This window comes from Paenibacillus sp. FSL H8-0122 (genome assembly GCF_038005345.1).
GTDB lineage: Bacteria > Bacillota > Bacilli > Paenibacillales > Paenibacillaceae > Paenibacillus_AQ.
This window is the reverse complement of record NZ_JBBOTB010000001.1, coordinates 1,152,515-1,165,684: the sequence shown is the minus strand read 5'-3', so window position 1 is coordinate 1,165,684 and position 13,170 is coordinate 1,152,515. Positions and strand designations below refer to the sequence as shown.

15 protein-coding genes and 2 tRNA genes are annotated in these 13,170 nt (G+C 51.9%); 7 read left to right on the top strand and 10 right to left on the bottom strand.

Features of this window, described 5'->3' with window-relative positions:
• Positions 1-151 precede the first annotated feature (151 nt).
• Both NSS64_RS05180 and NSS64_RS05175 read left to right on the top strand, forming a co-directional pair.
• A complete protein-coding gene (locus tag NSS64_RS05180) occupies positions 152-592 on the top strand; it encodes a NucA/NucB deoxyribonuclease domain-containing protein (protein ID WP_340993944.1) in 441 nt (146 codons plus the stop codon).
• Between the two features lie 128 nt (positions 593-720).
• Positions 721-867, top strand: coding sequence for a hypothetical protein (locus tag NSS64_RS05175; RefSeq protein ID WP_341139409.1), 147 nt, complete (start codon positions 721-723; stop codon positions 865-867).
• Positions 868-914: 47 nt separating this feature from the next.
• Here the strand turns inward: NSS64_RS05175 and NSS64_RS05170 are convergent, their stop codons facing one another.
• A complete protein-coding gene (locus NSS64_RS05170) occupies positions 915-1,070 on the bottom strand; it encodes a hypothetical protein (protein ID WP_155991357.1) in 156 nt (51 codons plus the stop codon).
• 169 nt (positions 1,071-1,239) lie between these two features.
• Here NSS64_RS05170 and NSS64_RS05165 point away from each other — a divergent pair, with 169 nt between their 5' ends.
• From NSS64_RS05165 to NSS64_RS05155, 3 genes are all read left to right on the top strand, one after another.
• Positions 1,240-1,416, top strand: a complete 177-nt coding sequence (locus NSS64_RS05165; protein ID WP_076076056.1) for a YjfB family protein — start codon at positions 1,240-1,242, stop codon at positions 1,414-1,416.
• Between the two features lie 143 nt (positions 1,417-1,559).
• Entirely contained in the window at positions 1,560-2,102 is a 543-nt protein-coding gene (locus tag NSS64_RS05160; protein ID WP_340938943.1) for an ImmA/IrrE family metallo-endopeptidase, read from the top strand.
• A gap of 92 nt (positions 2,103-2,194) precedes the next feature.
• Positions 2,195-2,359, top strand: coding sequence for a hypothetical protein (locus NSS64_RS05155; RefSeq protein WP_340938942.1), 165 nt, complete (start codon positions 2,195-2,197; stop codon positions 2,357-2,359).
• A gap of 10 nt (positions 2,360-2,369) precedes the next feature.
• On the opposite strand, the gene NSS64_RS05150 is transcribed toward NSS64_RS05155, so the two are convergent.
• Positions 2,370-3,173 (bottom strand): undecaprenyl-diphosphate phosphatase, encoded by an 804-nt coding sequence (locus tag NSS64_RS05150; protein WP_340938941.1) that lies wholly within the window; start codon positions 3,171-3,173, stop codon positions 2,370-2,372.
• Positions 3,174-3,363: 190 nt separating this feature from the next.
• Positions 3,364-4,113, bottom strand: a complete 750-nt coding sequence (locus NSS64_RS05145; protein ID WP_341139408.1) for a collagen-like protein — start codon at positions 4,111-4,113, stop codon at positions 3,364-3,366.
• Between the two features lie 647 nt (positions 4,114-4,760).
• Between NSS64_RS05145 and NSS64_RS05140 the strand changes: the two genes are divergently transcribed.
• Both NSS64_RS05140 and NSS64_RS05135 read left to right on the top strand, forming a co-directional pair.
• Positions 4,761-4,961: a DUF6199 family natural product biosynthesis protein gene (locus tag NSS64_RS05140; RefSeq protein ID WP_341139407.1), complete on the top strand. Its 201-nt coding sequence runs from the start codon at positions 4,761-4,763 to the stop codon at positions 4,959-4,961.
• Positions 4,962-5,268: 307 nt separating this feature from the next.
• Positions 5,269-5,973 (top strand): hypothetical protein, encoded by a 705-nt coding sequence (locus tag NSS64_RS05135; RefSeq protein WP_341139406.1) that lies wholly within the window; start codon positions 5,269-5,271, stop codon positions 5,971-5,973.
• Positions 5,974-6,154: 181 nt separating this feature from the next.
• On the opposite strand, the gene NSS64_RS05130 is transcribed toward NSS64_RS05135, so the two are convergent.
• The 7 genes from NSS64_RS05130 to carA form a co-directional block, all read right to left on the bottom strand.
• Positions 6,155-6,228 (bottom strand) — tRNA-Ile (locus NSS64_RS05130).
• A gap of 49 nt (positions 6,229-6,277) precedes the next feature.
• A tRNA-Met gene (locus NSS64_RS05125) sits at positions 6,278-6,351 on the bottom strand.
• A gap of 85 nt (positions 6,352-6,436) precedes the next feature.
• Positions 6,437-6,601 (bottom strand): hypothetical protein, encoded by a 165-nt coding sequence (locus tag NSS64_RS05120; RefSeq protein WP_019909365.1) that lies wholly within the window; start codon positions 6,599-6,601, stop codon positions 6,437-6,439.
• Positions 6,602-7,186: 585 nt separating this feature from the next.
• The gene (gene pyrE / locus NSS64_RS05115; protein ID WP_340993950.1) at positions 7,187-7,828 is read right to left on the bottom strand and encodes an orotate phosphoribosyltransferase; all 642 of its coding nucleotides are present in this window, start codon (positions 7,826-7,828) and stop codon (positions 7,187-7,189) included.
• Positions 7,825-8,541: an orotidine-5'-phosphate decarboxylase gene (gene pyrF, locus NSS64_RS05110; protein ID WP_341142761.1), complete on the bottom strand. Its 717-nt coding sequence runs from the start codon at positions 8,539-8,541 to the stop codon at positions 7,825-7,827. The genes pyrE and pyrF overlap by 4 nt, the downstream gene beginning before the upstream one ends.
• Before the next feature lie 196 nt (positions 8,542-8,737).
• Entirely contained in the window at positions 8,738-11,959 is a 3,222-nt protein-coding gene (gene carB, locus NSS64_RS05105) for a carbamoyl-phosphate synthase large subunit (RefSeq protein WP_341139405.1), read from the bottom strand.
• A gap of 1 nt (position 11,960) precedes the next feature.
• Positions 11,961-13,142, bottom strand: coding sequence for a glutamine-hydrolyzing carbamoyl-phosphate synthase small subunit (gene carA, locus NSS64_RS05100; protein ID WP_340752336.1), 1,182 nt, complete (start codon positions 13,140-13,142; stop codon positions 11,961-11,963).
• Between the last annotated feature and the right edge of the window lie 28 nt (positions 13,143-13,170).

Genomic DNA, 13,170 nt, shown 5'->3' with positions numbered 1-13,170 from the left:
TCCTTTTCATTGTGTTTGTACATATTATGACGAATTATGGAACTTTAGCACGGCAGATGCACAGAATTCGGGCTGTCACAATCCGGTATTCTTACGCTATACTATTCTGGGCACAGGCCTTATACCCATACCAACCTACAAAGGAGCAGATATGAAAGCCAAAAAGTCCATCATCAGTCTCATCATTATCGCCCTGCTCAGTCTTGCCGCCTACCTGCTGGAGGAGAACGGGCAATGGCTGCCGCAGACCCCTTCTGCGAATCCTTCGGAGGTCGTGAAGCTGAAGTTCCCGGCAGACCGCTACCCGGAGACCGCAAAGCACATCCAGAAGGCCATCCGCAAGGGAGAGTCAGCGATCTGCACCATCAACCGCAAGGATGCGGAGGAGAACCGCAAGGCGTCTCTGAAGGGAGTCCCCACGAAGAAAGGCTATGACCGGGACGAATGGCCGATGGCTATGTGTGCAGAAGGCGGAGCCGGGGCGCATATTGAGTACATAACGCCCAGTGATAACCGCGGAGCGGGAAGCTGGGTCGGCAATCAGCTGGAGGCGTTCGCTGACGGTACGCGTGTGGAGTTTATTTTCAAATAAGCCGGCATGTGGGGGATGTTATTCAATTTCACCGCGATACAGCGTAGAATGAAATGGGATAATATAACTTTGATGGAGAGCCGGAAGTGTTCTATATCTGTTATCGGGGCAAAAGGCTGTACGGCCCTATGTCCGAAGCTGAAGCCTTACAGGAATGGTTCGCGCTTGCAGGAACAATCAAAGAACTCTATATCATTGAAACCGATGCAGCTACAGGCAGAATCAAACGCCAGATCGGGCCAACGGTCCGTGCTCATAAGAAGAAAAAGAAATAGCCCTATCCGGCACAGGCCGGACAGGGCTACACTGGCTATTGGCAGTTCTAGAACAAACAGGCTTTAGTGATGATAACCAGCAGAATGAACAGAACCAGAATGGCACCTGTCGAAGTCCAAGGGCTTACTACCGGAACGATTGGAGGTCCCTGATTCACTCCACCTACGTTATTTCCACAACCGCAACCATACTCTGCTCCCATAATTAATTCCTCCTCTTGAATATTGAATACAGCACAGAATATGTGGAATTCCGCCCCGTTGCATGGGCCAATTGGCAAAGAAATACCATTCACCTAACGGACAGGCGTCCAGTGGTCGATATAGAGTATGAAGCAATAGCTTCAAAACAAATGGAGGGAGGAATGCCGGATGGATATTGCTGCATTATCCGTAGTGATGAGCCAGTCATCCTTACAGCAGGCCGCAGGGCTGCAGGTGATGAGCCTTGCCAAGGAGCAGGCGCAGAGCAGCGCCCAGGATATGGTTCAGATGCTGAGTCAGGCCACGCACCCCACCTTGGGAAAAACACTTGATATTCGGGCGTAATTCCTTTATGCTTACATACATAGGAACACCCGTTCCATATTTCAGCCGTTGAGGAGTACGCGCTGAACTGCTGCTTAGCCCTTACGGGCTTTTCTTTTGGCCAATAACACGAACATACGATCTTATATCTGGGGTGATTGATTATGCAAGGCTATTATCAGATGACCGCTTTGGAGAAATGGACAGAGGATCTGTACCAGCGCATAGGCATCCGCAAGCCGTCTGACATCTCCATCGATTACATAGCGAAGCGGCTCAATATCTGGGTACACTATCTGGATGTCAGAAGCAAGGCGATTGAGGCTGCGGCCGGAATGTACAGCATGTTCATCGACAACCGTCTTCCTCCCGAGCTGCAGCGGCTGGAATTCCTCCACGAGCTCTGTCATCTGCTGCGGCATGCCGGCAAGTCTACGCTTATGCCCGGAGTGTTCACGCAGGCGCAGAGAGATGAATCCGACCGGTTCATCCTGTATGCCTCCATGCCCTATAGTATGATCTCAGCGAATACGCTGCCCGAGCTTCGTGAGGATGCCGTTGCCGAGCTGGCTGTAGCGTTCCAGGTACCCGTCCCACTTGCTCTGCAGCGGATCGATCAGATCCAGAGACGGATTTTCCAGGGGCAATTAATGGCTGTTATGGAACGTAACGAAGACAGAAATATCATCCACAGACATATTCGCTAAGCGCTGCGGGGATAATACGCTATAGACCCGGAGGGCGGAGATTCCCCTCTATCACAGGGTTAGATTCTACTGTAAAGGGGATCACCATCGACATGGAAGCTATGCAAGTGATTCAATTACTGCTGACTCATCCGGAATACAGCGTGGATGCCGTCCACCCCGAGATCCCGGATTTTGTCGGCATTGAGACGATTGAAGTGGACCACGAGACCCAGACCTTCTCCATCCTGCTGCAGGAGCCTAAGGAATACGGCTGAGTGCAGGATGTTACAGAATAACAATTACATAGAATAGCCCCGCTAACACGAACCGGTACAGCGCGAACCATTCCAGACGTAGCCGCTTAATCAGCTTGATGAACGTGACTACTGCAACCATGGCTACAAGGAAGGACGTCACGAACCCGATAAGCATCAGGGTCAGCGCATCTGAACTGAGTAGATCTCTGCTGTCATACAGGTCCAGGAGGCTTGCTCCGAACATCACCGGCACGGAGATCAGGAAGGTGAAGTCCGCAGCGGCTTTCTGGCTGGTTCCCAGCAGCAGACCGCCTGAGATCGTCGAACCGGATCTTGAGAAGCCGGGCCACAGCGCCAGACACTGGAACAGCCCTATGCCGAAGGCTTGTTTATAATTCAGACCGTCCACGGTCTCTGCCGTTACGGTACTCCTGCTGCGTGCGGCGAAGATCATCAATAGGCCACCGGCGATCAGTCCGATTAAGACCGGCTTGGGGCCAAATAACTGGCTCTTGATCGTGTCCTTGAATAGTAGATAGATGATTAACGCTGGTACCATGGCCAGGATCATATGAATTGCATTCAATCCCTTACTCTTGGCGAAATCCATCTTAAGCATATTCACGCCAATGTTCACATACTTCTTCCAATACAGCAGCAGCACGGCCATTACCGCACCTAGCTGGATTACGATTTTGAAGGTAACCGCAGCCTCCCCCTCGAAATCCAGCAAATCTCCTGCCAGGATAAGGTGCCCGGTAGACGAGACCGGCAAGAATTCAGTCAACCCCTCAATAATCCCTAATATGATTGCTTTGATAGCTTCAGTCACTGTTGAATAGCCCCTTTCGGAAGTGAATCAATATATTTCCAGTATAAGAGGCAGGAAGGAAATTCCCCATCGTTTGACCTTACAATAACGGATTAGGTGTGACATAAATGTCATGTGGCGATGTGATCACAAAAAAGCCACCAAGCTACTGGTGGCAAAATTTCATTATGCTCTATTCGTAAAATAGCCGTTATGCTAATTGTGTAATAACAAGATGTGCTGAAACGGGTCTTGTTCCTCCGGCAAGAGGAGTAATCGTAAGTGCAGTGGAATTTCCGGCAGGATTGCGAACGGTTAGAATACTGTTAATGACCGCTGTTTGCACGATCGCCATTTCTACGATTTGTGAGGTACCTGTTGCCCGCCCAACTACGGTATAAGCGAGATCTGCACCATTTAAAGTCAAGATTAGTTGTCCGGCTTCGGTCACGCTAACCTGAAACAGCACCTGATACGTCCCAATGGCCGCTAAATTAAAAGAACTCGGCCCGATCCGGGCAATCGTTGTCCCGCTGGTAGGGCCATCTTGTGGAAAGCTTACATCTGTGCCCGGCGCTACCGTTGCCGCATTATCAGGAGGCATCAGAGCAAAGAAATCAGCAAAACCTAAAACGCCACCTGCTGCTCCTGTTGCCCCGGTCGCCCCCGTTGCGCCGGCTGGTCCTGCAGCCCCGGTTGCTCCTGCAGCTCCTGCGGCTCCGGCTGGCCCAGTGGCTCCTGTTGCTCCAGCCGGCCCTGCAGCTCCTGCCGCTCCTGCCGCTCCGGCCGGACCAGTAGCTCCGGCAATGCCTTGTGGCCCAATCGCTCCCGCCGGACCAGGTTCACCCTGCGGGCCCTGGGGACCTATGAGGCCCTGTGCTCCCGGAACTCCCTGCGCCCCTTGAGGGCCGACGGGCCCCGCTGCTCCCTGGGGGCCTATCCCTCCAGGTGGCCCGGGCACACCTTGGGGGCCTTGGGGCCCTGGAGGCCCGCCGGCAGGTCCCGGAGGACCTTCTGTTCCCTGAGGACCTCTTGCCCCTGGGATTCCCGGTATACCTGGGGAGCCCTGTGCTCCTTGGGGCCCTGTGGGACCAATGACGGTTGGAGTAGTGACATTGACTTCAGGCGGTGGACAGGTTACTTTAACAACCTTTTTAATCACTTTCTTAACAACTTTCCGGTGTTCTTTTCTTTTTCTTTTTGGAGAAACGAGGGTGACGATTTTTTTAGGATGACATTTTTTATCGTCTGGACAACTCAATACGGACACCTCCCTAATAAGATAGTGTAGTGTACGCATCCCATCTGGTTTAGAAATGGACGAACAACCAGTTTTTACTAGTCAGCAACCTAATTCCAAAAAAAACGGGCGTTAGCCATAGTAGTTACGCCCTTAAATACATCACAATGTCCCACACCAAATTTTATTATTTTTCGTATTTTAGAATTGGACAACTGATACTTCCCTGTCAGACCCGAATTTCTAATTCGGGTCTGTTTTTTGGTTATTCTCCTTCAAACTCATGCTGCATCAATTAAGCTGACGTTATAAAGATGTGCAACTTCAGATGCTCAATTCACGTAAAACTGATAAAGGAGTTGGTAAAAATGTTTGTCTTTGCTATTCTATTTATACTGATTGCGATGCTGAATATCTTCTTCCCGGCCATGGGCTGGCATATGCGCTACGGCTGGATGGTCAAGGGCGACTCCGGCCCCAGTGAAGCCTATCTCATGATGAGCCGAATCACAAGTGTGATCGTTCTTATTCTCTTTTTCTTGTTCTTTTTGCCCTCTATGTTTGGTTAGGGGGATGAAACAATAAAACAGGAGCTGCTGGCGCTTCCCTGCCAACCACTCCTGTTTTTATTTTCATTTAAAGTTTTTAGCCCCATAAGATTCATTCACTGGAGCACCCCGTTTTAATCCAATATGCTAGAAACCAGTTAATAAGCATTAATTTATGTGTAATATTGGAAAATAAATACATATTCTTAACAAGAATATTAAAACAAACAATTGTTAATTCATTAAATTGTCACAGCACCTTTAGGCATTTGACTATAAGATGAATAATCTATATGGTGATCTTATTTCAGAAAAGGATGGGATATTTATGCCAGAACACAAAAACCTATTGCGTCGAATTGTTTATGATGAACCATTTTCAAAAACATGTTACAAAAAAGTATTAGGTGTTAAAGTACCTTATCCTTGCTTTGGTATGAAGAGAAAAAAAATTGAGATTTATCTTGTAACGAAGTATCCTGAACAAACAACCCCTGAACAAAAAGCAGCAATTCTTTCTTGTGCAAAAGTAGCATCTAGTGTAGCACTTTCTGCATTTAAGGTGTCGTATAGTGCAATAGTTGGTTCCACTGGTGGTATTGGAGCAATACTTGGTGGTGTGGCTGCTGGAATTGCTGCAGCTGAAGCTGCAGGAAAAAAATCTTTTGATGAATGTAAGAAAAAATCTCTGCCAAACGACATAGCACGTCAGACTGGTATATCTATTAGACAAGAAAAGTCTAATAGAAGTTATGAAATACACACGGATAATGAATTAAGTTCACCATCAGCACTCCAACTCAATCATTACAATCATCTTAACGAAATTAAAGAAACACCATCCTACCCATATGCTTATTACAATCAATACCCTTATTCCCAAACTCCTCAAAGAGATGAAGTGTACTATAACTTGTCAAATTCAATTAGTGCTAGCTCACCCATCTATATTGAATATCCTGACATGGAAGAAGAAGTCGCAGAGATTGAAACATTTGGTTCTGATGATGATAACTATGTCATAGAGCAGTAATATTTCATTTCACCCGACTCAAAAATCCTTCACAGCAGGGACAATGAATGCTTCACGTGGTACATCGTCTAATTGATGTGTGTACTCTAGTAAAAAGAAGGGTGCGTTCAAACTTCACTCTCCTTCTATTACGGCTGTAAGCATTAAAAACCCCCTTGCTAGGCAAGGGGGTTAAGTGAAGTGGGCCCTACAGGACTCGAACCTGTGACCAATCGGTTATGAGCCGACCGCTCTAACCAACTGAGCTAAGGGCCCGGACTAGGATATCCGTATTATACAAGTGCTGTCCGGTGTAATAAGGTAATTGCGGGGGCAGGATTTGAACCTGCGGCCTTCGGGTTATGAGCCCGACGAGCTACCGGGCTGCTCCACCCCGCGTCAGTTAATAATTATTTAAACAGCGACAATAGATAATATACAATATAGCCATGGATAAAGTCAAGGATGATTTTGGATTTTATGGCTAAGGCAGAAAACGCACACCATAACGCCCCTTGCGCGAACGGTATATTTCCACAAAACGCGGATCATGATAGCCATAGATCCAGCCGTCCTGCTCCAGTCTTTTGGCAAGGCAGCCCGCTTGAAATCTGGTCCTGAACAGCTTGGCAAAATAGATCCAATTCATGATGCCCTCTTCTCCTTCATCGCAATAATATATGTCCCGGTGCTATTTATCATGCCCAGTTTTGCAAGAAAATTAGAGGATTGCTCTGCGGAGTGGATGGCAATTTCTGCCCTTATGCTTAGGTGACTGGTTGAAGGATAACGCTGGCATGGAGCAGATTACTGGGGGGATGGAGTCTAACAAATGAGTTGAGAACAGAGTATGGAGAATGCAGCTAATTGTAATGAGCAGTTGAGGGGAAATAGTTGGATTTTATACACTTGCTTGGGCGGAAATCGCCTCTTCAAAGGAAATAAGTGGATTTAGGTCATTTAGTTCTGGCGGTATCTGCGTTATTGTCGATTTCAGGTTTCAACAAGTGTATTTTTTCCAACTAAAGCCTCTATAAGTATGCTGGGCCAGTGAATAGATGCTGTTTTTCCACTTCTTTTCCCTAAGAGCCCAAAAACTAATTAAAGCATAAAAAAGAAGCCCCTTCCCCCGGCTAAGGGTACAAAGCTTCTTCTACGCACTCTCTACGCTTTACACTTTACGCTTTACGTATTCTCCACGCACTATCTTCCATCCTCAGCGTCTTCTCCTGCCCTACACGCCGAAGGCGGCAGGGTCCTGGCGCCAGGATTGCAGCAGCGCTACATCGCTCTGAGCGATCTTGCCTTGGGCCAGCGCCACATTAATCAGCGTGCTGTAGTTGGACAGGCTCTGGAGCGGAAGCTCCGCTGCAGCGAATGCGTCTACCGCGCGGTCCAGCTCGTAGCTGAAGATAGCCAGCACAGCCAACGGGAGGCCGCCTGCTTCCTGAACGGCCTGCGCGGCTTTGATGGAGCTGCCGCCGGTGGAGATCAGGTCCTCGATGACGACGACCTTCTGGCCGGGCGTGATGAGTCCTTCGATCTGGTTCTGCTTGCCATGGCCTTTGGCCTTATCGCGGATGTAAGCCATCGGTAGACCGAGCTTATCGGCCACCCAGGCCGCGTGCGGGATACCGGCTGTTGCTGTCCCGGCGATCACCTCGGCGTCCGGATAGCTGGTTCTGATCAGCTCTGCGAAGGCCTCCGCAATATAGTTGCGGACAGCCGGAAAGGCCATGGTCAGACGGTTGTCGCAGTAGATCGGCGATTTGATGCCGGAGGTCCAGGTGAACGGCTCCTGCGGGCGCAAGGCTACCGCTCCGATCTCCAGCAGATGACTGGCGACCTGTTCACTTCGATTCTCTAATATGCTCATGCTTGGCTCATCTCCTCAATAATATTCAGTGCTGCAGCTCGCGGATCTGCCGCTGCTGTAATCGGCCGGCCTACTACCAGGTAGTGGCTGCCTTGGCGGATAGCCTGTCCGGGAGTCATGACCCGGGACTGGTCGTCCAGGGACGCCCCGGCGGGCCGGATGCCCGGGGTAACCGTGCGGAATTCCGGTCCGCAGGCTTCGGCAATCACCAGGGATTCCTGCGGGGATGCTACGACTCCATGCAGGCCTGCTTCCGCTGCAAGCTTGGCATAACGCACCACCGCATCCGTCACTGGTCCGGCTATGCCGATTTCGCGGTTCATCACTTCCTGACTGGTGCTGGTAAGCTGGGTTACCGCGATAATCAGCGGCATGTGCAGCGACGGCTGGAGGCTGACGGCCTTCGCCGCCCCCTCCACCGCAGCAGCCATCATGGCAGCGCCTCCGGCGGCATGTACATTGAACATATCAACCCCGAGCAGGGTCAAGCTTTCTGCCCCGCCCCGTACGGTGTTGGGGATATCATGCATTTTAACATCGAGGAATACCGAATATCCGCGCTCCTTCAGTTCCCGGATGAACTCAGGTCCGGCTGCATAGAACAGCTGCATACCCACCTTCATATAACAGGGAATGCCTTCGAGCTGTTCGATCAATGCCCGCGCCTGGTCTGCATTCGGATAATCCAAGGCGACCATCAGGCGTCCGGCCATTTCATTACGCTTCTCTACCTGTCCGATGTTCTCATGTTCATGCTGCTGTGCTGCTGTCCCGTCCATTCGCTTCCCCTCTTTCTTGGTTCAAGTGGTCTCCTAACCAACCATTTCCAGGTCCCGGGCATAGGGGAACGGTCTGCGTTAACGCAAACCGTCCCTGTAGCAGCCTGTTACGGCTGCCTCACCCTCTATCTTATTGTCCGACAAAAGCAGGCATCGACTGGGACGAGAAGTTAATCGTCTGCAGCATTCTCAGCAGCGCCGTTACTGTATCGAGCGAGGTCATACATACGACGCCGTTCTCTACCGCTTCACGGCGGATGCGGAATCCGTCACGCTCAGGTGTTTTGCCCTTAGTCAATGTATTGAAGACGAAGTTCGCTTGACCGCCGCGGATCAGATCCAGAATGGTCGGCTCCCCCTCATCCAGCTTGTTCACGTTCATCACGTTCAGCCCGGCCTGCTCCAGCGCCGCTGCTGTACCGCCGGTGGCGATGATTTTGTAGCCCATGGCATGGAAGCCCTTCATCAGCTCAACCGCTTCAGCCTTGTCTTTGTCGGCTACAGTTACAATGATTGCCCCGGTAGCCGGGATCTTCATCCCTGCGCCGATCAGGCCCTTGTAGAGCGCCTTGGCATACAGCTTATCGCGGCCCATGACCTCACCGGTGGATTTCATCTCCGGTCCGAGTGTAGGCTCAACTCTGCGCAGCTTGGCAAAAGAGAACACCGGCACTTTGACTGACACATAGTCGCTCTCCGGCCAGAGGCCTTCAGTGTACCCGTCTTCCTTCAGCTTGCCGCCGAGAATGATCTTGGTCGCCAGGTTCGCCATCGGAATACCGGTCACCTTGCTCAGGAACGGAACCGTACGCGAGGAGCGCGGGTTAACCTCGATCACATACACTTCGTCCTGATAGATAACAAACTGGATGTTCACCAGCCCGATGGTCTTGAGCTCCTTGGCAATCTTGATAGTGATCTCGGCAATCTTCTGCTTGAGGCCTTCATCCAGATATTGCGGCGGGTAGACAGCGATGGAGTCGCCGGAGTGAACCCCTGCGCGTTCCACATGCTCCATGATCCCCGGAATAACTACGGTCTCGCCGTCGCAGATGGCGTCAACCTCAACCTCTTTGCCCAGCATATAGCGGTCGATCAGCACCGGATGCTCCGGATTGACTTTTACCGCTTCAACCATGTAGCTCAGCAGTTCTGTGTCGTTGTAGACAATTTCCATGGCGCGTCCGCCCAGGACATACGATGGACGAACCAGCACCGGATAACCGAGTGATTGCGCGGTTTCGACGGCCTCATCAATGTTGATTACGGTCTTGCCCTTCGGTTGTGCGATATCCAGACGGGCCAGCAGCGCTTCGAACTTCTTGCGGTTCTCGGCTTCGTCGATACTCGCAAGGCTGGTACCCAGAATGTTCACACCCGCAGCAGCAAGCGGTGCAGCCAGGTTAATCGCGGTCTGTCCGCCGAACTGCACGATAACTCCGATCGGATTCTCTTGGGCAATGACGTTCATGACATCCTCGAAGAACAGCGGTTCAAAGTACAGACGGTCAGAGGTATTGAAATCCGTAGATACGGTCTCTGGATTGTTATTGATTATGACGGCTTCATAGCCAGCCTTCTGGATAGCCCATACCGCATGCACAGTGGAGTAGTCGAACTCAATCCCCTGGCCGATACGGATCGGACCGGAGCCGAGTACAATCACCTTCTGCTTATCGGAATGAATGACCTCATTCTCTGTCTCATAGGTAGAGTAATAGTATGGCGTAGTGGCCTCAAATTCAGCGGCGCAGGTATCGACCATTTTGAATACCGGAACCAGACCCTGCTGCAGACGCAGCACACGTACCTCCGACTCCTTGGTGAATGCCCCGCCCGGACGGCCTTCGGCACGAATCTCGGCAATCGCCCGGTCTGTGAAGCCCTTGCGCTTGGCCTGATACAGCGTATCAGCAGACAAGGTCTCTTCGGCACGGATCTCTTCTTCGAAGCTCACAAGCCCTTCGATCTTGGAGAGGAACCACCAGTCCACATTTGTAATATCCTGAATCTCCTGCAGCTCATACCCGCGGCGGAAGGCTTCGGCGATCAGGAACAGGCGCTCATCATCCGGCTTGGCAAGTCTATAGCGCAGCACACTCTCTTCAAGCAGCTCCGCTCCCGGCAGACGGAAACGGTGGACACCGATCTCCAGCGACCGGATGGCCTTGTGAATCGACTCTTCAAAGGTACGGCCGATCGCCATGACCTCACCGGTCGCCTTCATCTGGGTACCCAGCTTGCGGTTCGCCGAGGTGAACTTGTCGAACGGCCAGCGCGGGATTTTGCTGACAATATAGTCCAGTGTAGGCTCGAAGCAGGCGTAAGTCTGCCCGGTCACCGGATTGACGATTTCATCCAGCGTATAGCCGAGGGCAATCTTGGCTGCCATCTTGGCAATCGGATAACCAGTCGCCTTCGAGGCCAGCGCCGAGGAGCGGCTTACACGCGGGTTCACTTCAATGACGTAATACTGGTAGCTCTGCGGGTCCAGTGCGAACTGAACGTTACAGCCGCCTTCAATATTCAGCGCGCGGATAATCTTCAGGGAAGCGCTGCGCAGCATCTGATATTCACGGTCAGACAGCGTCTGGCTCGGGGCCACAACGATACTGTCGCCCGTATGTACGCCCACCGGATCAAAGTTCTCCATGTTGCAGACTACGATACAGTTGTCGTTCGCATCACGCATAACCTCATATTCGACTTCCTTCATCCCGGCGATGCTCTTCTCGACCAGACATTGGCCGATCGGGCTGTAACGGATACCGGCCTTGACGGTCTCACGCAGCTCTTCTTCGTTGTCGCAGATCCCGCCTCCGGTTCCGCCCAGCGTGTAGGCAGGACGAACGATCAGCGGATAGCCGATTCCTGCGGCGAAGCCCAGAGCTTCTTCCACACTGGTAATAATCGCACTTTCCGGCACCGGCTGATCCAGCTCGCGCATCAGCTCACGGAACAAATCGCGGTCCTCCGCTTTCTCAATGGATTCAAGCTGTGTACCCAGCAGCTTCACTTTCTCTTGCTCCAGGACTCCGGCACGGGCCAGTTCTACAGCCATGTTCAGGCCAGTCTGTCCGCCGAGTGTCGGCAGCAGTCCGTCCGGACGCTCCTGGCGGATAATGCCAGTCACGAATTCCAGCGTGATCGGCTCGATGTATACTTTGTCCGCCATATTGGTATCGGTCATGATCGTCGCCGGGTTGCTGTTGATCAGCACGACCTCGACGCCCTCTTCTTTAAGGGCCTGGCAGGCCTGAGTGCCTGCATAGTCGAATTCGGCAGCTTGACCAATAACGATCGGGCCGGAGCCGATAACCAGAATTTTTTTGAGTTTGTTGTTCTTAGGCATGTTATAGAGCTCCTTTCACGGCTTCAAGCTGGGGTGCGGATGATTTCGGTGCCGTGATTCTGGCATTCGCTGCAAGCTGCGCCTGACGCGATCCGGCCGGCCGCTGTGCCTTGTGGTCTGCGATCAGCTGCAGGAAGCGGTCGAACAGATAACTGCTGTCATGCGGCCCCGGCGCCGCTTCCGGATGGTACTGCACCGAGAAAGCGGGGTAGCGGGTATGCTTCAGTCCTTCAACGGTCTTGTCATTGTTATTGATATGGGTAACTTCCAGGTCAGTGCTGGCAATGGATTCCTCATTCACGGTGTACCCATGATTCTGGGAGGTGATGAAGCAGCGTCCGCTCTCCAGCTCCTTCACCGGATGGTTCCCGCCGCGATGGCCGAACTTGAGCTTCTCTGTATCAGCGCCGCAAGCCAGAGCGAACAGCTGGTGCCCCAGGCAGATACCGAAGATCGGGTATTCGCCGAGCAGCTCGGAGATCGTCTGTACCGCATAAGGCACATCCTTCGGGTCTCCAGGGCCATTCGAGAGCTGAATGCCGTCAGGGTTCAGGCGGCGGATCTCGTCTGCGGTGACATCATGAGGGACAACCACCACATCACAGCCGCGGTTGTTCAGCTCGCGCAGAATACCGGTCTTCGCGCCGTAATCAACCAGCACGATGCGTTCTTTGGTGCCCGGGCTGCTGTAGGCTGCTGTAGTTGAGGTACGTGCAACCTGATTGCGCAGCTCTTCAATGGTAGTGTCACCCATCATCTCCATCAATTCTTCCACACGCTTGTTCGAAGTGGTGAGAATTGCCTTCATGGTGCCATAGTGGCGGATAATGCGGGTAAGCATACGGGTATCAATCTCGCTGATGCCGGGAATGTCATATTCCTTCAGCAGATCGTCTACACTGTATTCAGCACGCCAGTTGCTGGGTACGGATTCGTGACGCCGCACGACAAAGCCGTGTACAAAAGGGCGAACGGACTCGAAGTCATCACGGGTAATGCCGTAATTCCCGATCAGCGGATACGTCATGGTGACGATCTGCCCACAGTACGAAGGGTCCGATAGTACCTCCTGATAGCCTGTAATTCCTGTGTTAAAAACAACCTCGCCCGTCTTCTCGCCTTCCGCGCCAAATGCGGTGCCTGTAAACAGTGTTCCGTCCTGAAGCAGCAATCTCGCCTGCATGCCTTCCACTCCTTCTTGTTTCTGTAGT

Bases quoted from the DNA above. Each gene is read 5' to 3' on its own strand.
- pyrE (WP_340993950.1), bottom strand. From the start codon at position 7,828: ATGAGCATATTAGAGAATCGAAGTGAACAGGTCGCCAGTCATCTGCTG.
- carB (WP_341139405.1), bottom strand. From the start codon at position 11,959: ATGCCTAAGAACAACAAACTCAAAAAAATTCTGGTTATCGGCTCCGGC.
- pyrF (WP_341142761.1), bottom strand. From the start codon at position 8,541: ATGGCCGGACGCCTGATGGTCGCCTTGGATTATCCGAATGCAGACCAG.
- NSS64_RS05135 (WP_341139406.1), top strand. From the start codon at position 5,269: ATGCCAGAACACAAAAACCTATTGCGTCGAATTGTTTATGATGAACCA.
- NSS64_RS05175 (WP_341139409.1), top strand. From the start codon at position 721: ATGTCCGAAGCTGAAGCCTTACAGGAATGGTTCGCGCTTGCAGGAACA.
- NSS64_RS05155 (WP_340938942.1), top strand. From the start codon at position 2,195: ATGGAAGCTATGCAAGTGATTCAATTACTGCTGACTCATCCGGAATAC.
- NSS64_RS05170 (WP_155991357.1), bottom strand. From the start codon at position 1,070: ATGGGAGCAGAGTATGGTTGCGGTTGTGGAAATAACGTAGGTGGAGTG.
- NSS64_RS05120 (WP_019909365.1), bottom strand. From the start codon at position 6,601: ATGAATTGGATCTATTTTGCCAAGCTGTTCAGGACCAGATTTCAAGCG.
- NSS64_RS05140 (WP_341139407.1), top strand. From the start codon at position 4,761: ATGTTTGTCTTTGCTATTCTATTTATACTGATTGCGATGCTGAATATC.
- NSS64_RS05160 (WP_340938943.1), top strand. From the start codon at position 1,560: ATGCAAGGCTATTATCAGATGACCGCTTTGGAGAAATGGACAGAGGAT.
- NSS64_RS05180 (WP_340993944.1), top strand. From the start codon at position 152: ATGAAAGCCAAAAAGTCCATCATCAGTCTCATCATTATCGCCCTGCTC.
- carA (WP_340752336.1), bottom strand. From the start codon at position 13,142: ATGCAGGCGAGATTGCTGCTTCAGGACGGAACACTGTTTACAGGCACC.
- NSS64_RS05165 (WP_076076056.1), top strand. From the start codon at position 1,240: ATGGATATTGCTGCATTATCCGTAGTGATGAGCCAGTCATCCTTACAG.